This is a genomic window from Avibacterium gallinarum (assembly GCF_002921135.1).
In the GTDB taxonomy this organism is placed as follows: domain Bacteria; phylum Pseudomonadota; class Gammaproteobacteria; order Enterobacterales; family Pasteurellaceae; genus Avibacterium; species Avibacterium gallinarum.
Genome location: NZ_PQVJ01000052.1, coordinates 1 through 20,691 on the forward strand (window position 1 = coordinate 1; position 20,691 = coordinate 20,691).

Annotated in this window: 19 protein-coding genes and 1 pseudogene; 13 read left to right on the forward strand and 7 right to left on the reverse strand. The window is 39.8% G+C overall.

What is annotated here, in order from left to right:
• Positions 1–139: 139 nt before the first annotated feature.
• Positions 140–790: a TfoX/Sxy family DNA transformation protein gene (locus tag C3007_RS09930; RefSeq protein WP_165779987.1), complete on the reverse strand. Its 651-nt coding sequence runs from the start codon at positions 788–790 to the stop codon at positions 140–142.
• A 745-nt stretch (positions 791–1,535) separates the two neighbouring features.
• On the opposite strand from C3007_RS09930, the gene C3007_RS09935 reads away from it, so the two are divergent.
• The 3 genes from C3007_RS09935 (at position 1,536) to rarD (ending at position 4,357) form a co-directional block, all read left to right on the forward strand.
• On the forward strand, positions 1,536–2,483 hold the full coding sequence (locus tag C3007_RS09935; RefSeq protein ID WP_103854281.1) for an IS110 family transposase: 948 nt from the start codon (positions 1,536–1,538) through the stop codon (positions 2,481–2,483).
• A 75-nt stretch (positions 2,484–2,558) separates the two neighbouring features.
• Positions 2,559–3,437 carry an HTH-type transcriptional activator IlvY gene (gene ilvY / locus C3007_RS09940; protein WP_103854282.1) on the forward strand — a complete coding sequence of 293 codons (879 nt, stop codon included), beginning with the start codon at positions 2,559–2,561 and terminating at the stop codon, positions 3,435–3,437.
• Positions 3,438–3,472: 35 nt separating this feature from the next.
• A complete protein-coding gene (rarD, locus tag C3007_RS09945; RefSeq protein ID WP_103854283.1) occupies positions 3,473–4,357 on the forward strand; it encodes an EamA family transporter RarD in 885 nt (294 codons plus the stop codon).
• Positions 4,358–4,509: 152 nt separating this feature from the next.
• Here rarD and C3007_RS09950 read toward each other — a convergent pair whose 3' ends face one another.
• Positions 4,510–6,423, reverse strand: a complete 1,914-nt coding sequence (locus C3007_RS09950) for an ABC transporter ATP-binding protein (protein WP_103854284.1) — start codon at positions 6,421–6,423, stop codon at positions 4,510–4,512.
• A gap of 188 nt (positions 6,424–6,611) precedes the next feature.
• On the opposite strand from C3007_RS09950, the gene C3007_RS09955 reads away from it, so the two are divergent.
• From C3007_RS09955 to C3007_RS09965, 3 genes are read left to right on the forward strand one after another with little or no spacing between them, the layout of a single operon-like run.
• On the forward strand, positions 6,612–6,866 hold the full coding sequence (locus tag C3007_RS09955; RefSeq protein WP_103854285.1) for an oxaloacetate decarboxylase subunit gamma: 255 nt from the start codon (positions 6,612–6,614) through the stop codon (positions 6,864–6,866).
• Positions 6,867–6,890: 24 nt separating this feature from the next.
• Positions 6,891–8,723 carry a sodium-extruding oxaloacetate decarboxylase subunit alpha gene (gene oadA, locus C3007_RS09960; protein ID WP_103854286.1) on the forward strand — a complete coding sequence of 611 codons (1,833 nt, stop codon included), beginning with the start codon at positions 6,891–6,893 and terminating at the stop codon, positions 8,721–8,723.
• Between the two features lie 13 nt (positions 8,724–8,736).
• Positions 8,737–10,041 (forward strand): sodium ion-translocating decarboxylase subunit beta, encoded by a 1,305-nt coding sequence (locus C3007_RS09965; RefSeq protein ID WP_103854287.1) that lies wholly within the window; start codon positions 8,737–8,739, stop codon positions 10,039–10,041.
• A gap of 53 nt (positions 10,042–10,094) precedes the next feature.
• On the opposite strand, the gene C3007_RS09970 is transcribed toward C3007_RS09965, so the two are convergent.
• Positions 10,095–11,222 carry an MFS transporter gene (locus tag C3007_RS09970; protein WP_103854288.1) on the reverse strand — a complete coding sequence of 376 codons (1,128 nt, stop codon included), beginning with the start codon at positions 11,220–11,222 and terminating at the stop codon, positions 10,095–10,097.
• 958 nt (positions 11,223–12,180) lie between these two features.
• Between C3007_RS09970 and C3007_RS09975 the strand changes: the two genes are divergently transcribed.
• On the forward strand, positions 12,181–13,275 hold the full coding sequence (locus tag C3007_RS09975; RefSeq protein ID WP_103854289.1) for a nicotinate phosphoribosyltransferase: 1,095 nt from the start codon (positions 12,181–12,183) through the stop codon (positions 13,273–13,275).
• A gap of 61 nt (positions 13,276–13,336) precedes the next feature.
• Positions 13,337–14,074, forward strand: coding sequence for an NAD(+) synthase (gene nadE / locus C3007_RS09980; RefSeq protein WP_103854290.1), 738 nt, complete (start codon positions 13,337–13,339; stop codon positions 14,072–14,074).
• 258 nt (positions 14,075–14,332) lie between these two features.
• Here the strand turns inward: nadE and C3007_RS09985 are convergent.
• The 4 genes and pseudogenes from C3007_RS09985 to lptM form a co-directional block, all read right to left on the reverse strand.
• A pseudogene (locus tag C3007_RS09985) lies at positions 14,333–14,682 on the reverse strand (hypothetical protein).
• 47 nt (positions 14,683–14,729) lie between these two features.
• Positions 14,730–15,152, reverse strand: a complete 423-nt coding sequence (locus tag C3007_RS09990; protein WP_103854291.1) for a hypothetical protein — start codon at positions 15,150–15,152, stop codon at positions 14,730–14,732.
• A gap of 154 nt (positions 15,153–15,306) precedes the next feature.
• The gene (lysA, locus tag C3007_RS09995) at positions 15,307–16,557 is read right to left on the reverse strand and encodes a diaminopimelate decarboxylase (RefSeq protein WP_103854292.1); all 1,251 of its coding nucleotides are present in this window, start codon (positions 16,555–16,557) and stop codon (positions 15,307–15,309) included.
• Positions 16,558–16,588: 31 nt separating this feature from the next.
• Positions 16,589–16,708 carry an LPS translocon maturation chaperone LptM gene (gene lptM, locus C3007_RS11750; RefSeq protein WP_103854293.1) on the reverse strand — a complete coding sequence of 40 codons (120 nt, stop codon included), beginning with the start codon at positions 16,706–16,708 and terminating at the stop codon, positions 16,589–16,591.
• Between the two features lie 149 nt (positions 16,709–16,857).
• Between lptM and cyaY the strand changes: the two genes are divergently transcribed.
• From cyaY to C3007_RS10025, 5 genes are all read left to right on the forward strand, one after another.
• On the forward strand, positions 16,858–17,166 hold the full coding sequence (cyaY, locus tag C3007_RS10005; RefSeq protein WP_103854294.1) for an iron donor protein CyaY: 309 nt from the start codon (positions 16,858–16,860) through the stop codon (positions 17,164–17,166).
• A 61-nt stretch (positions 17,167–17,227) separates the two neighbouring features.
• Positions 17,228–19,072, forward strand: coding sequence for a DNA helicase RecQ (gene recQ, locus C3007_RS10010; RefSeq protein WP_103854295.1), 1,845 nt, complete (start codon positions 17,228–17,230; stop codon positions 19,070–19,072).
• Between the two features lie 342 nt (positions 19,073–19,414).
• Entirely contained in the window at positions 19,415–19,642 is a 228-nt protein-coding gene (locus C3007_RS10015; protein WP_103854296.1) for a hypothetical protein, read from the forward strand.
• Positions 19,643–19,877: 235 nt separating this feature from the next.
• A complete protein-coding gene (locus C3007_RS10020; protein ID WP_103854297.1) occupies positions 19,878–20,099 on the forward strand; it encodes a hypothetical protein in 222 nt (73 codons plus the stop codon).
• A 320-nt stretch (positions 20,100–20,419) separates the two neighbouring features.
• A complete protein-coding gene (locus C3007_RS10025) occupies positions 20,420–20,650 on the forward strand; it encodes a hypothetical protein (protein ID WP_103854298.1) in 231 nt (76 codons plus the stop codon).
• Positions 20,651–20,691: the final 41 nt, after the last annotated feature.

Consider the following 20,691-nt stretch of genomic DNA (forward strand, 5'->3'; position numbering starts at 1 on the left):
ATCTTAAAAATCTTTGCAAGTGTTTTTTTGACAATTTTTTACAAAAAATTTAAAAAACATTGCAAGTGATTATTTAGAAAACAAAGTGCGGTGAAAAAATTTACACTTTTGTTTGTGTTCCACCGTAATATGCTACTTATTAATCCTTGATAGGATCAATTGCTCTCATCCCCTCTTTAGCAAGCACAGTATTTAACGCCTCTAATGCTTTTTCCTTTTCCTCTTGCGTTAACATCATAGAATGCTTTTTCAAAGAAGCTGCTTTTAAGTTCCAGAAAAAGCTCAAATTAACACTCACGCCTGCTTTCTTAAGTGCAATATAACAGTATTCTGCTCCTGCCTTTAAAAAATCATCAAAAGAACGAATTCCAATTTTATTCAGAAGGCGTTCGTGTCTAACAGACAAGTTCACTCGACCTCGAATTAGATCAACTTTTGCCATTTCTTTCTGATTTCTATCTTCTTCTATTTGCTCAATTGACCACAGAACAACGGATTTATATAAATCTTTATTTTCTCTAATCTTATCAGGAAGAAGATAAAAATTTATACCACAAGAAACTGGCTTTTCAGAATGTTCCATATAAGGTATCGCCCCTTGGCTTTCCAAATATTGTGCTAATTTCCCAACAGCCCTTAGATAAAAATAGTTATCTTGAAATAAACCAAACATTGATTTTTCTTGGAAAATTCCATAACTATTAAAAACGCCTTTTGCTGAGACATCGCCAATAAGTTCACTTAGTTCTTTTCTAATTTCAAACGTTAGAGTGTTAGTAATACTCATCATAGTTCTCCTCGCTAGGTTAGTTATCAGGTGCTTAAAGTTATACCACATAAAATCACTCTTTTTACTTGATATTTTTGACCAATTATTATTTTTGCGACGATGATCGTAAATCCACAATGTCATTCCCCTTTTAGAGTCCAAAACACGATAAAATAACTCCCTTTTTTATCATTTATCCTGATAGGATTTTCTAATTAATTTTGACTATGCTCTCCAAAGTTTTTAGAAACATTAAGTCTTAAGTCAACATTACATAAAATTTCCAGCTTGCTCTTAAAACATCTACTCACAAGAAAAACATATAGAGACAGTATTAATACACAAAGCAATAGCATGGCTACCAATTCTTGCGAACAAGTAAAATCTGACGGTATTGTTAAAGAAATTAGTATGTTACATAAGATAGTACAGCTCGATGAGCTATCTAGTCCTGACTAATTTTTTCTGCGCAGGGTATAACAAATATGTATAGTAATACACTATAGAAGGTAATTTTTTTACGAATTTTGGTAGGGGCAGACCTATGCATCTACCCGCTTAATATGAACTTATAATTTCTATCATTGGCCTAACACATAGGTTCGCCCCTTGTATATTAAAATTAATATAAAATAGCAACAAAACCCCGTTATCTGCATCTCGCGCTCGCCCCAGGCAACAAACCGAGTTGTAGCAATGAGGCAGATAACATTTCACCAAAAAACCGAACAGTTGCCAGACTTAAACCCGAATGCAAGGCAGGTTAATGATGAATGAACAAACTTATTGTGGTATTGATGTTGCTAAACGTCATTTCGTCATTGGGCTTTCTACCCAAAAACGAACAAAGACTGAAACCAACAACCCGAAAGGGATTGCGCATACCATTGAGTATTTACGTAGTTTCAATGTGGACTTAATTGTCCTTGAAAGCACCGGTGGGCTTGAACTTCCATTAGCTAAAGCACTCCACCGTGCAGGCTTTCGTGTGGTGATTGCCAACCCGCGACAAACCAATCAGTTTGCGATGTCACAGTCACTAGCAAAAACCGATAATAAAGATGCCAAAATGTTGGCTTTTTACGCGCAGATGCTCGCAATGCGTGATAATGTAGCGCAACAGCTTTACATACCACCAACGCCCGAGCAGGAACAGCTTGAAGCCCTTGTTTCACGCCGTAATCAGCTTGTTGAAATGCGTTCCGCGGAGAAAAACCGCCTTGAACAAGTTCACTCCACACAACGACTCAGTGTTGAGCAGCATATCGACTATCTCAGCCTGCGTATTGATGAGCTGGATAGTGAAATCGAACAGCATCTCAAACATTTTGACGATAAAGTAAAAAAGTTTAAAGACATCAAAGGGTTAGGCACACAAACAATAGCCGTTTTGATGTCAATGTTGCCTGAGTTAGGTCAATACACACATAAACAAATTGCTTCGCTTGTTGGTGTTGCGCCACATCCGAAAGAAAGCGGTAACACCAAATGGAAAAGCCGCTGTTCAGGTGGTCGCAAAGCCGTGCGAAATGCGCTGTATATGGCCACATTTGTTTGTGTGCGTTTTGAGCCTAAACTCAAACAATTTTACGAACGCTTACGCGCTAATGGTAAGGCGTTCAAAGTGGCGATTAACGCCTGTATGCGTAAGCTTCTAACCATTTTAAATGCGATTGTCCGCGATGGCTCGCAATGGGACGCTCACGCGCTTTAATTAACGAATTTGTATTTTTGCTTTTTAGCGGAATACAGTTGCTACAATAAAATTTCTTTTTATTGAGAAAAACCAATGGAATTCCAAGATCTCAAACTCTTCATCGACCTAGCGGAAAATAAAAATTTCGCTAAAACTGCGGGGCAGCATTATATGTCGCCCTCCACCCTTTCACGGCAAATTAAACGGCTTGAAGAAGAACTGGGTGAGCCGTTGTTATTGCGTGATAACCGCAAGGTTTCGCTCACCCCAGCAGGCGAGCTATTTTTGCAATTTGCTTATCCGCAATGGCAACAATGGCAATCTTTAAAGCAGCAATTTCGTTCTAATCAGCAGGAACTACAAGGGGAGCTACGCCTGTTTTGCTCAGTAACGGCGGCTTATAGCCATTTGCCGCAAATGTTAGAAAAATTCCGTTTGCGTTATCCTAAAGTAGAAATTCAGCTCACAACGGGCGATCCTGCGATGGCGTTAGAGATGATTCAAAGCCAACAAGTGGATTTGGCTCTTGCGGGGCGGCCAGCGCACTTACCGCAAAATGTGATGTTTCATCATATTGATGATATAACCCTTTCCCTCATTGCGCCACGAGTTGCCTGTGCCACCACGCAATTATTGCAACACCCCCCCATTGATTGGCAAAAAATCCCTTTTATTTTGCCTGTGGAGGGGCCTGCTCGACAGCGGATTGATCAGTGGTTTCAACAGAAAAAAATCAAACACCCGAAAATTTACGCCACCGTATCAGGACACGAAGGGATTGTGTCAATGGTCGCACTTGGTTGCGGCGTAGCGTTATTGCCTGATATTGTGATCCAAAATAGCCCGCTTAATTTACAGGTTTCCACTTTGGAGATTGATATTCCTGTACAGCCATTCGATTTAGGGATTTGCGTACAAAAGAACTTACTCAATTTGCCCTTAGTTCGTGCATTTTGGCAAATGTTGGGGTAAAGTGCGGTAAGAATTTGGTGAATTTTAGGTGGATTATGGTAAAAGGTATCGGTTTTTCTCTTTTGGCCTCAATGTTGTTTGGCTATATTTATTATTTTTCCACATTATTATTGCCATTAAGCGGCGAAGATATTTTTGGCTATCGTGTTGTTTTTACAGCACCTTTTGTGATTGCCGCCGTGTTCATTTTCCGCCAAAAATATATGTTGATCGCTCACCTAAAACGCATCAAAGCACAACCTTGGTTATTGCTGGTTTTTTTGTTTAACGGCAGCATTATGGGCTTTCAAATGTGGCTTTTTTTATGGGCACCAAACAACGGCGGTGCATTGAGCGTTTCCCTTGGTTATTTGCTACTGCCCCTTGTTTTAGTGGCGGCAGGGCGAATTTTCTTTAAAGAACGCATTTCCTCGCTGAAATTTCTTGCCATCATCATCGCTGCCATTGGCATCGCCTTTAACATTAGCGCAAAGGGCGGACTTTCTTGGGAAAGCATTGCCGTTTGCACTTACGCCGTTTATTTTATGGTTCGCAAATGGTTCGGCTTTAACGACATCACCAGTTTTGCCATTGAAATGGTATTGACTTTACCCGTGTGTATCTATTTCGCCGCACAAGTAAACATCGCAGAAGTGCGGTTGGTTAATCCGAATATTTTATCGTTATTATTTCTGCTCGGCTTACTCAGCGGCATTGCCTTTAATGCTTACATTGTTGCAAGCAGCCTATTGCCTATCAACGTGCTAGGATTACTCGGCTATGCTGAACCCATAATGATGCTCGCCGTTTCCCTATTCATCGGAGAAAATATTGACGCCAAAAATTACCCGCTCTTTTTATCTTTAATGATCGGTATGGGGCTGATCATCATTGATGGATTACGAGCAATGCAACGAAAAACAGTTCCCCCCATTTCCTAAACGCCCTCATATTTTCCATACAAAAGGAAATATAAAGTGCGGTGGAATTTTGCGGAGTTTTTATCGCAACAGGCTATCCTTAATAGAAGAAACAAAAGGGCGAATCATTCGCCCCAAAAAATCCTAAAAAAGCACCGCACTTTTGTTTTAGCTTAACTGCCTAATATCGTTTCAATCTCTTCCTGCACAGCAAACCATTCTATTTCAACTTCGTCTAGCTGTTTTTTGTATTCCGCTTGGTCTTTTAAAAGTGCGGTGAGATTTTCTTTCATTTCTGCTTGGTACAGATCACCGTTGGCGAGTTGTTGTTCAATGTCTACCAGTTTTTTTGATAGGGTTTCCATTTTGCTTTCCCATTGTGCAAGGGATTTTCGCAATGGTGCGAGCTGTTGGCGAAGTTCCGCTTCTTTGCGTTTTTGCTCTTTCCGATTTTGGCTGCTGCTTTCTTTATTGCTTTCTGTTTTGCCTGAGGGTTGGTTTTGGCTATTTTGTTCGTTGAGCCATTTTTGATAATCGTCTAAATCGCCTTTAAACTCTTCCACTTGCCCATCGTGAACCAAATAAAACTCATCAACGGTATTGCGTAATAAATGGCGGTCGTGGGAAACAATTACTAATGAACCTTGATAATCCACCAAGGCTTCGGTTAGGGCTTGGCGCATATCTAAATCTAAATGGTTGGTCGGTTCATCTAATAACAATAAATTTGGTCGCTGCCAAACGATTAATGCCAACACCAAACGTGCCTTTTCGCCACCTGAAAAGGTGGCAACAGACTCATTCACTTTATCGCCGTGAAAGGCGAAACTGCCGAGATAGGTGCGTAATTGTTGCTCCGTTTGTTGTGGAGCAAGCTGCTGCATATGCCAAAGGGCGCTTTCTTCCGCGCGCAAGGTATCCAGCTGATGTTGCGCAAAATAACCAAGCTGTACGCCTTTTGCGAGCTGAATATGACCAGAAAGTGCGGTGATTTCTCCCGCTAATAATTTGATCAGCGTGGATTTCCCTGCACCATTTTTACCCAGCAAACCAATGCGTGAACCAGGGACGAGATTTAATTTGATTTGTTTCAGAATTTCCGTGATTTGCCCATTATTTTCATAACCTGCACTGACTTTCTCCATTGAAAGCAATGGGTTAGGCAATGCCAGCGGCTCACGAAATTCAAAAGTGAATGGATTATCCACATAAGCAGGGGCGATGAGTTCCATTTTCGCCAACGCCTTAACACGGCTTTGTGCTTGTTTTGCTTTGCTCGCTTTGGCTTTAAAGCGGTCAATATATTTTTGTAAATGCGAGATTTTTTGCTGTTGCTGACGGTATAACGCCGTTTGTTGAGCTAATTTTTCCGCCCGTTGTTTTTCAAAAGAAGAATAATCTCCAGTGTATTCATTTATTTTTTGATTTTCAATGTGCAGAATTTTGTCCACCACAGGATCAAGAAAATCGCGATCGTGTGAAATCAACACCAACGTGCCTTGATATTGTTGCAACCAACGTTCAAGCCAGATCACCGCATCTAAATCCAAGTGGTTAGTAGGTTCATCAAGTAGCAGTAAATCCGAAGGACATAGCAAGGCTTGTGCCAAATTAAGACGCATACGCCAACCGCCAGAAAACGCACTCACCGGCTGGCTAAGTTCTTCTTGGCTAAAGCCTAATCCGTTTAACAAGGCCGCCGCGCGAGCTTGGATTGTCCACGCATCAATGGTATCTAATTGTTCGTGAATACGCGCAATAGCATTGCCATCATTATTTTGATTGGCTTGCTCTAACTGTTGCTGTAATGCCACATATTGGCGATCACCTAAAATCACATAATCCAAGGCAGAAATAGCAAGGGCTGGCGTTTCTTGGTTTACCCAAGCCAGTTGCCAGTTTGTGGGGTAACTCACTTCACCGCCCTCGGCACTAATTTCTTTTTTTAATAAGGCGAGTAGCGAAGATTTTCCACAGCCATTTTTGCCCACCAAGCCCACTTTTTGCTTAGGATTAATGGTGGCGTTGGCATTTTCTAGCAAGGTCGTTTGCCCACGTTTTAACGAAAGATTGGTAAATAAAATCATTAAATTTCGGTTTATCTCTGATCAGCAAAGGGGTTATTTTCCACGTTTTTATAAAAATTGCCAATTATTCCAAATTTTTATTGGAAAATTTTTAAAAAACCTTTTCAACAATGTGATCTAGTTCAATTTTTTTCAATGAAAAACAGGCTATGATACGAAACGCTGTTTTACATCTTTGAGGTATAAAAATGACAAACGCTGAACTTATGCAAGAAGGCATAAACCTGATGCTTTCAGGAATGGGGTTCGTGCTGGTTTTCTTGTTAATCCTAATTTTTGCCATTGGATTAATGTCGAAACTGGTAAACCGCTTTTTTCCTGAGCCTGTTCTCACCCAGCCTTCCCCGATAAAAGCACAATCCACTCAAACAGATGATTTAGAAAGATTACGCCCAATTATTGTGGCGGCGATTGCTCATCATCGCCGTAATCAAGGGCTTTAAATTGATTAATTTGGAGAAAATACAATGACTGTTGAAAAGAAAAAAATTGCCGTAACTGATGTTGTGTTGCGTGATGCGCACCAATCCCTTTTTGCGACCCGTTTACGCCTTGATGATATGTTACCTATTGCTGCTGAACTTGATGAAATTGGCTATTGGTCGCTTGAAGCTTGGGGCGGTGCAACCTTTGACGCTTGTATTCGTTTTTTAGGGGAAGATCCTTGGGTGCGTTTGCGTGAACTCAAAAAAGCAATGCCAAAAACGCCATTACAAATGTTATTGCGTGGGCAAAATTTGCTAGGCTATCGTCATTATGCTGATGATGTGGTAGATCGCTTTGTGGAACGTGCTGTACATAACGGAATGAGCGTGTTCCGTGTGTTTGACGCAATGAACGATCCGCGTAATATGCAACAAGCACTGAAAGCGGTACGCAAAAATGGCGGCCACGCACAAGGCACACTAAGCTATACCACAAGCCCCGTGCATACTTTACAAACTTGGCTTGATACCACAGAACAGCTGTTAGAAATTGGTATTGATTCCCTTGTAATCAAAGATATGTCGGGCATTCTCACACCAAACGAAGCCTATCACTTAGTTAGCGAAATCAAAAAACGCTTTGATGTGCAACTTCATCTTCATTGCCACGCCACCACGGGAATGGCAGAAATGGCATTGTTGAAAGCCATTGAAGCGGGCGTGGACGGCGTAGATACCGCCATTTCTTCAATGAGTGGCACATACGGACACCCAGCCACGGAAGCTTTAGTTGCCACCTTAAAAGGTACACCTTACGATACAGGCTTAGATATTCAAAAATTAGAGAAAATTGCCGCTTATTTCCGTAATGTGCGGAAAAAATACCATAAATTTGAAGGCCAATTAAAAGGCGTAGATAGCCGTATTTTAGTGGCACAAGTGCCGGGCGGAATGCTCACTAACCTTGAAAGCCAATTAAAACAGCAAAATGCTTCTGACAAATTGGATTTAGTGTTGCAAGAAATTCCAAAAGTGCGGGAAGATTTGGGCTATATTCCATTAGTTACACCAACTTCACAAATCGTTGGAACGCAAGCGGTGATCAACGTATTAATGGGTGAACGCTACAAAACCATTGCTAAAGAAACCGCAGGAATTCTGAAAGGCGAATACGGCCGCACTCCAGCGTCAGTAAATGCTGAATTGCAAGCTCGCGTGTTAGAAGGTGCAGAGCCAATCACTTCACGCCCAGCAGATCACCTTGAGCCAGAAATGGAGAAACTCACGCTCGAAATCAAACAACAAGCTACAGAAAAAGGTATCAAACTTTCTGATAATGAAATTGATGATGTGCTTATTGTAGCGTTATTCCCACAAGTGGGGCTGAAATTCCTTGAAAATCGTGGCAACCCTGATGCCTTTGAACCTGCTCCAAGTGTAGAAAGTGCGAGCGAAAAAATATCGCAAAAAAGCACCGCACTTTCCTCTCAAGCCAAAACTGGCTCAGCAGTTTATACGGTGGAATTAGAGGGCAAAGCCTTTGTGGTGAAAGTGAGCGAAGGCGGCGATATTGATCAAATTACCCCAACTGCACCGCAAACCGCTCAGCCTGTTTCTACGCCAACACCTGCACCGACACCATCGGCTTCAGCACCCCAAACAGGCAAGCCCGTAACCGCTCCAATGGCAGGCACTATTTGGAAAGTGGTGGCAAATGAGGGGCAACAAGTGGCTGAGGGCGATGTGTTGCTCATTCTTGAGGCGATGAAAATGGAAACGGAAATCCGTGCTTCGCAAGCGGGAACGGTGCAAAATATCCGCGTGAAAGCTGGTGATGCCGTTGCCGTGGGCGATACCTTATTAACCTTAGTCTAAGTGCGGTGGAAAAATGGAAAGTATTTTGTCTTTACTGCGTGGAATGGGCATTATGCACCTAGAGTGGGGGCAGGCGGTGATGATTGCCGTCAGCCTGCTACTCTTGTGGCTTGCCATCGCACGCAAATTTGAACCCCTGTTATTGTTACCCATTGGCTTTGGTGGATTGCTCTCTAATATCCCTGAAGCAGGCTTAGCAATGACGGCATTGGATAACCTTTTGCATAACGGCACAGCTGAGCAACTTGCCATTGTAGCAAGCAAACTCGGTACCATTGCTGATCCTGCATCAATTAAGACCGTACTTAACAATGCGCTGCCCTCTGTACAAAATGAATTGGAAGTAATGGCAGGGGATATGGGCTATTCCGCAGGCGTGTTAGCGTTATTCTATAAAGTGGCGATTGGCTATGGCGTTGCACCGCTGATTATCTTTATGGGCGTAGGGGCAATGACCGATTTCGGCCCATTGCTCGCCAACCCACGCACGCTCTTATTGGGCGCAGCAGCACAGTTTGGCATCTTTGCTACGGTGTTAGGTGCATTAGGTTTAAACTGGCTGGGTATTATCGACTTCACCCTGCCACAAGCTGCCGCAATCGGCATTATTGGTGGAGCAGACGGCCCAACTGCCATTTATCTTGCGAGCAAACTCGCCCCTGAATTATTAGGTGCGATCGCCGTGGCAGCCTATTCTTATATGGCGCTCGTGCCATTAATTCAGCCACCGATTATGAAAGCGCTCACTTCACAGCAAGAACGCAAAATCCGAATGGTGCAACTGCGTACCGTAAGCAACCGCGAAAAAATTCTTTTCCCGATTGTGCTATTAGTGCTGGTGGCGTTGCTCTTGCCTGATGCCGCACCATTATTGGGAATGTTCTGTTTTGGTAATTTAATGCGCGTCAGTGGCGTGGTGGAACGCCTAAACGACACCGCACAAAATTCGCTGATCAACATCGTTACCATTTTCCTAGGGCTTTCCGTTGGTGCGAAATTGGTGGCGGATAAATTCCTCCAACCACAAACCCTCGGAATTTTATTATTAGGAATGATCGCCTTTGCTATCGGTACTGCATCTGGCGTATTAATGGCGAAATTAATGAACCGCTTTAGCAAAAATCCAATTAACCCATTAATTGGCGCAGCGGGGGTTTCTGCCGTACCAATGGCCGCACGCGTTGCCAATAAAATTGGTTTAGAAGCCGATCACCAAAACTTCCTACTAATGCACGCAATGGGGCCAAACGTCGCAGGCGTTATTGGATCTGCCATCGCAGCTGGGGTAATGTTGAAATATATTTCAGCTATTATGTAAAAGCACATAAAAAAGCCACCTTAGGGTGGCTTTTTTACTTCACACATTTTACTTCATTCTTCATGAATGGTTATGGATTTTCTTTCCCTACGCAAATAATATATAAACAATCCCAAAGCAATGACTGCCGCCAAAATAGCATACAGCGTAATCAATTTGCTTAACACATATTGCTCAGAAAAATAGCCGATAAGTCCAAAAGTACCCACCATAATTAAAGAACCTAAAGAATTTGCTACAGACTGTAAAAAGCTGCGCTGATCAGAGGCAATACGATGATTTAAAATGACATTTAAAGAGGTATCAATAATTTCATAACAAATTAATAAGAATACAAATTGAATTATCATCATTGAGGCAGAAGGGAAAACATAACTCACCATTAACATTAAACATAGCATTACTAAGAAAATGATAATGGATTTCTGCTCCGTAATCTTTTCTGCAATATGCCCTGAAATGACCGATGAAAAAGCACTAAAAATAAATGACCCCGAGTACACTAATCCAATTAATGCCATATTAATGGAAAACTCTGCTAATATTTCTTGGTAGTACAACACAATGGAGCTGAATACGTCTTGTAAAATCCCGATAACTATAATCAGTAAAGCAACGGGGTGTGCAATGAGCATAAAAAATAACGCTTTTTTCGACCGCACTTCTGTTTCTTGAAGATCAACTGATCCATCAGCCACCACCACGGTTTCACCTTGCGTTTTTTTCACCTGATAAACATCCCCCACCGTCATCATTAGCCCAAAAGCAATAAATTGTGCGGCAATACCTAAATAAAAAAACCAATATTGTTGATCCGCAATCCAGCCCCCAATGAAAGAACTGAAAGCCAAAGCACCAATAGAAAGTGCATTATATAATCCGAAGATTTTATGATAATGTTGTTGCTTATTTTGATAGTGTAAATCATCATATAGCAAAGCACGATCAGCGCCAGAAATTAATGCAAGCGCAAAACAAAAAATAATAAAAGCACTAAATGCCATTATCAGATTTGATATATGCAACATTAAAAACAAATAAATATAATTAGCTAATGCAGACTCTACATAAAAGTATTTTTTATTAATATAAACAAGACTATCTTCTTCCTCTTTACTATATGGATTCCTATAAGAAATAACACCAATAATTAGATCATTATATACCTTTCTTAACCCCAAGTAATACCATATTATCTATCACATAATTTTTTGAATATAATAACTATTATACTCCTTTTCATTTTTATATTTTAAAAAAGTGTCAATATAAACAAAATAACATACATTTAGCAGAAAAGTCTTGATACTCAAGCGGGAAAATTTTCCAAAAGAAGCATCCCCCCCCTGTTACAATTTACACCTTTATAAAAATCTATTGGAGTAAACTCTTTTCTTTAAGTAAAAAATAATAAATCTCAAAAAAAATCTATATTTCATCATCAAGTATAGATATATCAAAAAACCTATTAGATAAAATATTAAAATAATATTTTTCTAGATCGTCTATACTGTACAATCTATTTCCATATAACGAAAAACATGTACTATTAGAGTACTTCAAAATTACATCCTTCTTAAGCTGCATTTTTTCATAAAAACCTCTTGACAACCATTTTAATTTCAGAAATGACAAAAAAGCTTGTTTTGCAAACAAACTCTTATCGCGATTTAACCGACACAGAAGAGAAAGATGAAAAAGAATACAACCACTCAAAAAATAAAATCTATGAAAGTCACTGTGAACCATGTAATAGAATCAGTAAATCGCTGCTAGAAAAATAGACTAATCTAAAGCTATCTTATAGGAATAAGATAGCTTTTTATCATGGATTTGCATAATACTTATGATTTATAGCCCTTATCTATCTATTACTATGCATATATTTCTATCTCTTGAAACTTAAAAAAACGATTGTCAATCTTTTTGTTCACTCTCGTCATCCCCCCCCTCCTAAAATGAAACAAGCAATATAACAAAAGTTACTATCCAACCATTTTTTATCATTCAAGACCACAACCAGCCCCCAAGTGTTATCTCTGCTTATCAAAATGCTCTTTTCTATGAAATATTTTTGTTGTAAATCGCAAAAATGTAGCACACAATATACATAACAAATAACTTACTATCCATTTTACTATGAGCAAAGAAAAAACACTTAAAAAAGAGAAAGTAAATATCACAAGACGACCATCTCAAACCTTTAATTTTGATGAAAAGATAGGAGAAGGGTACTTTTCCGCGAGCTATTTTCTAAAAGCAAAGCACATTGCGGAACAAAAGAGGCCAAAACAATGGGTAACAATGCAATTCTTCCAAAAAAAACAGGCCATTTTATGTGGTGTTGATGAAGCCATCGCCTTACTACAACGTTTTGCACGGAACCCTGAAGGATTGAAAATTTGGGCATTAAATGATGGCGACGTAATCTCCCCCTTTGAAAGCGTATTAATTGTTGAAGGATTTTATGAGGATTTTGCCTATCTCGAAGGGATTATTGATGGCATTCTAAGTCGTTGCACCTCCATCGCCACCAATGTGCGGGAAACGCTCAACGCCACCAACGGAAAACCCATTATTTTTATGGGCGACCGCAATGATTATTTTACCTTGCAACCCACTGATGGCTACGCCGCCTATATTGGCGGGGCAACAATGCAAGCCACCGATGCAATGCACCAATACCAAGGCGGAACAGGCGTAGGCACAATGCCACATTCCCTTATTCAACTGTTTAATGGCAACCTTATTCAGGCTTGCGAGGCCTATATGCAAGTCTATCCTAATTCTCCCCTTACCGCTTTGGTTGATTACAACAATGATGTGATTACCGATAGTTTAAAAGTAGCAAAACACTTCGGTGAAAAACTCTATGCGGTGCGCGTTGATACCTCCGCCAATATGGTAGATCGCTACTTCCTTACCCACCAAGAAACCTTTGGACAAGAGGATTTGCGTGGCGTTAATGTGCCATTAATCAAACAACTGCGTCATCAACTAGATCAAGCAGGCTTTCCATGGGTGAAAATTGTGGTGAGTGGTGGTTTTAATCAACAGAAAGTACAACATTTTGAACAACAAAATGCCCCTGTGGATTACTATGGCATCGGTGCCTCTTTGCTCAAAATCTCCATTGATTTTACTGGAGATTGTGTGCGTTTAAACGGCAAAGCACAAGCAAAAGCGGGGAGACGCTACCGTGTTAATCCACGCTTAAGTACGGTACATTTTTAGCACGTTTTTCTCTCCCAAACATTGGGAACAGTTATGAATATTTATAGTAAGGAGAAGTCCAATGAAAGATTATTTAGCCTATTTAATTCAATGGGTTGAGCAACAACGACAAGATTATAATGCCCTTGGCTATGTGGTCGGCATTAGCGGCGGAATTGACTCTGCGGTGGTCAGCCATTTATTAATGCGTACAGGCGCGCCCGTGCAAGGCCTATTACTACCTTCTGCCACAACCAGCACGCAAGATGTAGAAGATGCCAAATTAGTTGCTGAAAGTGCCAAATGCCCTTTATTAACGCTTCCTATCACACCACTGTATGAATGTTTTATGGATTCGATGTCTCCACTATTCAATCAAAATGCACAACACCAAGCCGTGATCAAAGGCAATGTACAAGCCCGTTTGAGAATGCTTGCACTTTATGCTTACGCGCAAAGCCACCAAGCCATTGTAGTGGGAACAGATAACGCTGCAGAATGGTTTACGGGCTATTTCACCAAATTTGGTGATGGCGGTGTGGATATTGCCCCTTTATTAGCCTTACGCAAAGAACAAGTTTATGAGCTAGCAAGGCTATTGAATGTGCCTCAACAAATCCTCACTAAAGCCCCCAGTGCGGGCTTATGGGAAGGGCAAACAGACGAACAAGAAATGGGCGTAACTTATCAAGAAATTGATGCCTTTTTACGCGGTGAACCTATCTCCGCACAAGGCAGAAAACAAATTGATTTTTGGCATCAACGCTCACGCCATAAACGTAGATTACCTGCTTCACCTGTAAAACCTAAGTTGCCATAATGTGGAAAGCATCACTGCATCTGTTTTCTTTATATCAATTATGCTCTTCTTCTCAAGGAGTTTATAAAACAAATCTAAATATTACATTAGAATTTGTCGTATTCACTCCTTCTCACCTGCGCTACTATCAAATAAGCATTATTAAGTCTACTACTAATTCTTACTATCTTTAATTACCTTATATTATTGCTTATACATTGATGGCATTACTTTTTATTGGAACGTTATAAAAATCTTTGGGATTGTACTATATTAACCCTAAATTCCACACCAAAACCGCAGTGTTTTTAGCAATTCTTTTGGTGTGCCAAAGTTAAACCGAAATTCACATTCTTTCAAGGATAACGGAAAAGATTTCTTGTTAATTCCGTTATATTTTCTTAGTGCTCGTTTAGACTGACTCCAAAAATTTTCAATCCTATTATTAATATGATTTTTACATCTACTAAATTGACATCTTGAACTAAATGGTCGCTAATCACCTCTCTGATCTTACGATAAAATAAGGCGGCAGAATTAGGAGTAATTTCTAGTAAATTTGCTGCTGAACGGGCTGTCATTTCAAGCACAAAAAACTCTAGCAGTTTTCTCTGTATAAATTTCTTTATTTTACAAAAATAATCTTTATTTTTATATAACTAACATAACTGTTAATCTAATACAGCCCCTTCTTTTTATCTAAAGAATAATTTTTATTCACAAAGCGGAGAATTTTAGTATAAAAGAAGCTTAATATTACACCTAAAATAATAAAATAGATTAAGGCTAAAGACGTATCCAAACTATATTTCTTACTCCAAAAATAGCAGGAATAAAAAATCATTAAACAACAGGCAAAATAAAACAAAAGTACATTACGGCCTTTTGCATTTAAGCCATTAAATGGATTATTCGGTTTAATGGTATTTTTATTAATATATAAGGTAGAAAAGTAAACAATAGAAAGTAAAATGATGAGTGATAAAAGTACAAACTCAAGCTCATAGCCTGATATCCAGCCTGACTTTTCAATGCGGCTAACTATCGTGCCACCAAACCCAACTATTGTCATATTTAGACATTTTAAATGTTTTTTCATTGCGTTACCTTAATAATTATTTGGAAGAAAAATTCAGCAAAATCGCACCGCACTTTATTTTAGCAATATAAATTTTTACATTCTATTTTGAGCGATATAACGTTCATCAAAACCTAAAAAATAACCCACAAAAGGTGGGTTATCTCTATTATTTTTACGGCAATACACTTTCTAACTGCCATAACTCAGGGTAGGTTTCACGGCGTTTGATGAGATGCGCTTGATTGCCGTCCACCATCACTTCAATCGCTCTTGGACGTGAGTTGTAAGTGGACGCCATACTGGCACCGTAAGCACCGGCAGAACGCTGGGCGATGAGATCCCCTTGGGCAATTGCCAGTTCACGCTGTTTGCCTAAGAAATCAGAGGTTTCGCAAATTGGGCCGACCACATCATAAACTTTTGTTTCGCGCGGTAGGCTGCGATCCACTTCAATAATATTCATATAGGCTTGATACAACGCAGGGCGAATCATATCGTTCATTCCCGTATCCACAATGGCGAAATTACGGCTTTCATTGCTTTTTAGGTATTCTACTTTGGTGAGTAAAATCCCTGCATTGGCGGTGATAGCACGCCCCGGCTCAAGGATAATTTCCAAGTTTGGATAATCTTTTAATTTAGCTAATAAGGCTTTTGCATATTCACTTGGGTGCGGTGCATTTTCATCTTTATAGGTTACGCCTAAGCCGCCGCCTAAATCTAAATGTTTTAGTTCGATGCCATCTTGAGCAAGCTGCTGCATTAGCACGATCAAGCGATCTGTGGCATCAAGGAATGGCTGAATTTCTGTGAGTTGTGAGCCAATATGGCAATCCATTCCGGTGATTTTGATATGTGTTAATTGGCTCGCAATACGATACACTTCACGCGCTTCATCAACGCTCACGCCAAATTTATTTTCTTTCAGTCCTGTGGAAATATAAGGGTGCGTGTGCGCGTCCACATCAGGGTTCACGCGTAAAGAAATTGGCGCGATTTTATTTAACCGCCCCGCCACCTCATTAATGCGATAAAGCTCCGCAAGGCTTTCGACATTAAAGCAACGAATGCCCACATTTAACGCGCGTTCAATTTCCTGTTCAGATTTTGCCACGCCAGAAAACACCACTTTGGAAGCATCGCCCCCAGCGGCCAGCACGCGTTCTAATTCCCCTTGCGACACAATATCAAAGCCCGAGCCAAGTTTTGCCATAATATTTAAAATCGCTAAATTGGGGTTAGACTTCACCGCAAAGCAAATGAGATGCGGATGATCGCCCAAAGCCTTATCAAAGGCGTGCCAATGGCGCTCAAGGGTTGCTCGGGAATAAATATAAGCAGGCGTGCCAAACTGCGCGGCAATTTCACGCACCGGTACTTGTTCCGCCATCAGTTGATCATCTTTATATTGAAAAAAATCCATTGGATTGTCCTTTACTTCTTATTGTTAATGCTTATTTTTGTTGCGATTGTGAATTGTCTTGTTCAGGGAAATAAAGCGGGCCTTTTACCCCACAACCAGCAGCCGCAAGGGTAATCGCCCCTAAGGTGAGGATTAAAATTAGTTTTTTCATCTTGTATTCTCTTGGGTTATCTTAGAAATCTTACGCATAATAACGATATTTATAGAAAGATCTATTCTTTTTTACATCATTTTGCACTTTGTATAAATAGCAAAAACTCTCTATAATTCCGCCTTACCTATTTCGCTTATGGAAAAATTATGAACGTTACAGAATTTCATCAAAATATTGAGCAAGTTTGGCTCAAAATTGAAGAACAATTAGAAGAGCAAGATTGCGATGTGGATTGCGACACCCAAGGTTCGGTGTTTACTATTACTTTCCCTGATCGCAGCCAAGTGGTGGTAAACAAGCAAGAGCCATTGCTTGAACTCTGGCTTGCCAGCAAAGCAGGCGGTTTTCACTTTGCGTTTAAAGACGGACAATGGATCGCTAATGATGGCAAATTATTCTGGCAATGCTTGGAAGAAGCCTGTCGCGTACACGGCGAGCAAGTGCATTTCGCCTAATGGTTCATTTCATCAATAAACAAAGTGCGGTGCGTTTTTAACCAATTTTTCGCAAAAAATAATGGAAAAAAACACCGCACTTAAGGTTTTGAACGAGGTTTTTGGTTACCAATCTTTCCGCAACGGACAAGAAGAAGTGATCAACGCCGCCCTTTCACACCAAGACAGTCTTGTGATTATGGCAACGGGAAACGGAAAATCCCTTTGCTATCAAATTCCTGCGCTTTGCTTTTCGGGGCTAACCTTAGTCATTTCGCCGCTGATTTCGTTAATGAAAGATCAAGTGGATCAACTACTTGCTAACGGTATTGAAGTGGATTATCTCAATTCCACACAAACCTTTGAGCAACAGCAAATTGTGCAAAATAAGGCGATTTCAGGGCAGCTCAAATTGCTTTATATTTCGCCCGAAAAGGCGATGACAACCAGTTTTTTCCAATTTATTTCTCATTGCCAAGTGAGTTTTATTGCCATTGATGAAGCCCATTGTATTTCCCAATGGGGACACGATTTCCGCCCTGAATACACTCAACTTGGCGGGCTGAAACGCTGTTTTCCTAATGCTCCAATAATGGCACTCACCGCCACCGCAGACAGTGCCACAAGGCAAGATATTTTGCACCATTTGCAACTGAACGACCCGCATATTTATATCGGCAGTTTTGATCGCCCAAATATTCGCTATACCTTGGTAGAAAAATTTAAACCAATGGAGCAGCTATGCCAATTTGTGCTAGGGCAGAAGGGCAAAAGTGGTATCGTTTATTGCAACAGTCGCAACAAGGTGGAACGCTTGGCAGAAAGTTTGCGCAAAAAAGGCGTGGCTGCGCAAGCCTATCACGCAGGAATGGAAGCCAGCCAACGCGAGCAAGTGCAGCGTGCCTTTCAGCGTGATAATGTGCAAGTGGTGGTGGCAACCGTTGCCTTTGGAATGGGCATTAACAAATCCAACGTGCGATTTGTCGCCCATTTTGATTTGCCGCGCAGTATCGAGGCGTATTACCAAGAAACAGGGCGCGCAGGGCGTGATGATTTACCTGCTGAAGCCGTGCTGTTTTACGAGCCTGCCGATTATGCGTGGCTACAAAAAATGCTGCTGGAAAAACCAGAAAGCCCGCAGCGCCAAATTGAACAGCATAAATTAGAAGCTATTGGTGAATTTGCCGAAAGCCAAACTTGCCGCCGTTTAGTTTTGCTGAATTATTTTGGCGAACATCGCCAAGCGCCGTGCAAAAACTGCGATATTTGCCTTGATCCACCGAAAAAATATGATGGCTTAATTGACGCGCAAAAAGTGATGTCCACCATTTATCGTGTGGGACAAATGTTCGGTGTGCATTATGTGATCGGCGTGCTGCGCGGAATGCAAAATCAAAAAATTAAAGATAATCAGCACGATCAGCTCAGCGTGTACGGCATTGGCAAAGACAAAAGCAAAGAATATTGGCAATCAGTGATCCGCCAGCTGATTCATCTTGGGCTTGTGCAACAAGTGATGAATCAATTTCACTCCGTGTTACAACTGACGGAAAACGCACGCCCAATTTTGCGTGGTGAACAGCCCTTAGAGCTGGCAATGCCAAGGGTTTCTTCCATTATGACCGCACAAAGCGCACAAAAAAGTGCGGTGCAAAATTACGACAAAGATCTCTTTGCCCGCCTACGTTTCTTACGCAAACAAATTGCCGACAAAGAAAATATCCCCCCTTATATTGTGTTCAACGATGCCACCTTGCAAGAAATGGCACAATATCAACCCACCAGCAAGCGTGAAATGCTACAAATCAACGGCGTGGGCGCAACCAAATTAGAGCGCTTCGGACAGGCATTCCTGCATATTATCCAAGAGCATAAATCGCTCAGCGCAAAAAACAGCCAACCGCTGAAATTATCTAATGAAAAATGAACGATTAATATCGTTTTAAGATCATCTGTAATAGCCTCATATAAATACTAGCCCTCCTATAGACAAGCTAAGAGAGCTAACTGGAAAAAGGTTAGCTTCTTGTAATTCTTTTACATAAAAATAACAAAAGTAAAATATTTTTAACACTGAATTATTCTACTATATAACTAACCATATTCTTCATCACATCTATAAAGTTTAATTTTCCTTAATAAAATTTCTTAATTTTGTGATTTAGATCACATATAAAACATTTGATAATGAATAAGATAATCATTATCATTTACTTGACCTTTTATAAAGGTCTTTGAAAATAAGTAAAATTACATAGGAGAAAAGACTATGAAATCTTTAAATAATGAAGAATTACATCACATAAATGGCGGTTCATTTAGCTTTTCTGGCTTTGGTGCCCATTCAAGATGGGGTAATTATGGGAGAGTTTCGGGAGGCTATACCTTTAAACCAACATCAAATATTTCTGTTACTCCAAGTGTAACAGTAAGCAAATTCCCAAGTGAAAAACCCAAAATTACTGGAGGTGGTATTAATATATCTATAGGGTTTTAATGATGAATATTCTTAGAAACATCTTAACTTTACTCAGTTGTATTCTATTAATTTCTTGTACATCTATGTTATCCAAGAAAAATGAAGAATATGATTTTAATAAAGGTAAATGTTTAAATTATTCACGCCATATAGAAATGAATTATCAGAATGGTACAATTAAATTCTCTGATCCAGTTTTACAGGAAATTAGATACAATGAATGTATGAGAAAGTAAAAAATAGGAGAAATTTTATGAAAAAATTAAACACTGACGAAGTACAATCAATTCATGGTGGGATGTGGGGATATATAGCCAGTGCTTTTGGTGGTTTGGCTTTAAATGAGATATTCCTTAACCCTCTAAAGAATGCCACATATAAACACTATAATAAGGAAAATGAGAAACTAGTAAATAGTTTTAATTCTAATCCTGACAAATTTATAAGAGAAAATACTTCATTTTATGGAGATTAATTTTAATTGAAAATAAAGCATCATATGCTTATGTGATGCTTTATTACTTAGGAGAAACTATGAAAAAATATATATTCCCAACACTTATGTTTTCATTTTTTTTCTTTTTCTTATCAACTTTTATTTATCCTTTATTTCCATTTGAAGTAAATAGATGGATAGCAGATCCTCTAGTTGCTTTGAGCATTTATCTACTATTTTTTAGGAAAGTGAATTAAGAAATAAATAGTAAAATGTTTTATTAGTATATTAATAATATATTTAGAAGGCTTTCACAAGGTCATCAAATGATAGGTAACTCATAATAAGGCGAAAATGCTATGAGAAATTTCAATAATATAGATATGCAAAAAGTTATTGGTGGGCTTGGATATTTAGGAAATTCAGCTATATCAGGTCATTTTACATGGTCTGGATTAGGAACAAGTATTGCTGCAGGAGCTGTATCAGGTATTATTGGAGGCCCTATGGCTTCTACGGCAGCTAAATATTTAGCTCCAAGAGTAGGATTTTTAAGTGGAGCGGCTATCGGTATTGCAGATAAAAAATGATATGAAAAGCTGGATGCATATTATTGTCTCAAATGTTTTTA

Excerpts from the sequence above, each read along its gene's own strand:
- C3007_RS09965 (WP_103854287.1), top strand. The coding sequence starts at position 8,737 with ATGGAAAGTATTTTGTCTTTACTGCGTGGAATGGGCATTATGCACCTA.
- C3007_RS09990 (WP_103854291.1), bottom strand. The coding sequence starts at position 15,152 with ATGAAAAAACATTTAAAATGTCTAAATATGACAATAGTTGGGTTTGGT.
- C3007_RS10015 (WP_103854296.1), top strand. The coding sequence starts at position 19,415 with ATGAAATCTTTAAATAATGAAGAATTACATCACATAAATGGCGGTTCA.
- C3007_RS09955 (WP_103854285.1), top strand. The coding sequence starts at position 6,612 with ATGACAAACGCTGAACTTATGCAAGAAGGCATAAACCTGATGCTTTCA.
- rarD (WP_103854283.1), top strand. The coding sequence starts at position 3,473 with ATGGTAAAAGGTATCGGTTTTTCTCTTTTGGCCTCAATGTTGTTTGGC.
- C3007_RS09930 (WP_165779987.1), bottom strand. The coding sequence starts at position 790 with ATGATGAGTATTACTAACACTCTAACGTTTGAAATTAGAAAAGAACTA.
- lysA (WP_103854292.1), bottom strand. The coding sequence starts at position 16,557 with ATGGATTTTTTTCAATATAAAGATGATCAACTGATGGCGGAACAAGTA.
- lptM (WP_103854293.1), bottom strand. The coding sequence starts at position 16,708 with ATGAAAAAACTAATTTTAATCCTCACCTTAGGGGCGATTACCCTTGCG.
- ilvY (WP_103854282.1), top strand. The coding sequence starts at position 2,559 with ATGGAATTCCAAGATCTCAAACTCTTCATCGACCTAGCGGAAAATAAA.
- recQ (WP_103854295.1), top strand. The coding sequence starts at position 17,228 with ATGGAAAAAAACACCGCACTTAAGGTTTTGAACGAGGTTTTTGGTTAC.
- C3007_RS09935 (WP_103854281.1), top strand. The coding sequence starts at position 1,536 with ATGATGAATGAACAAACTTATTGTGGTATTGATGTTGCTAAACGTCAT.
- C3007_RS10020 (WP_103854297.1), top strand. The coding sequence starts at position 19,878 with ATGAAAAAATTAAACACTGACGAAGTACAATCAATTCATGGTGGGATG.
- oadA (WP_103854286.1), top strand. The coding sequence starts at position 6,891 with ATGACTGTTGAAAAGAAAAAAATTGCCGTAACTGATGTTGTGTTGCGT.
- cyaY (WP_103854294.1), top strand. The coding sequence starts at position 16,858 with ATGAACGTTACAGAATTTCATCAAAATATTGAGCAAGTTTGGCTCAAA.
- C3007_RS09975 (WP_103854289.1), top strand. The coding sequence starts at position 12,181 with ATGAGCAAAGAAAAAACACTTAAAAAAGAGAAAGTAAATATCACAAGA.
- nadE (WP_103854290.1), top strand. The coding sequence starts at position 13,337 with ATGAAAGATTATTTAGCCTATTTAATTCAATGGGTTGAGCAACAACGA.
- C3007_RS09950 (WP_103854284.1), bottom strand. The coding sequence starts at position 6,423 with ATGATTTTATTTACCAATCTTTCGTTAAAACGTGGGCAAACGACCTTG.
- C3007_RS10025 (WP_103854298.1), top strand. The coding sequence starts at position 20,420 with ATGAGAAATTTCAATAATATAGATATGCAAAAAGTTATTGGTGGGCTT.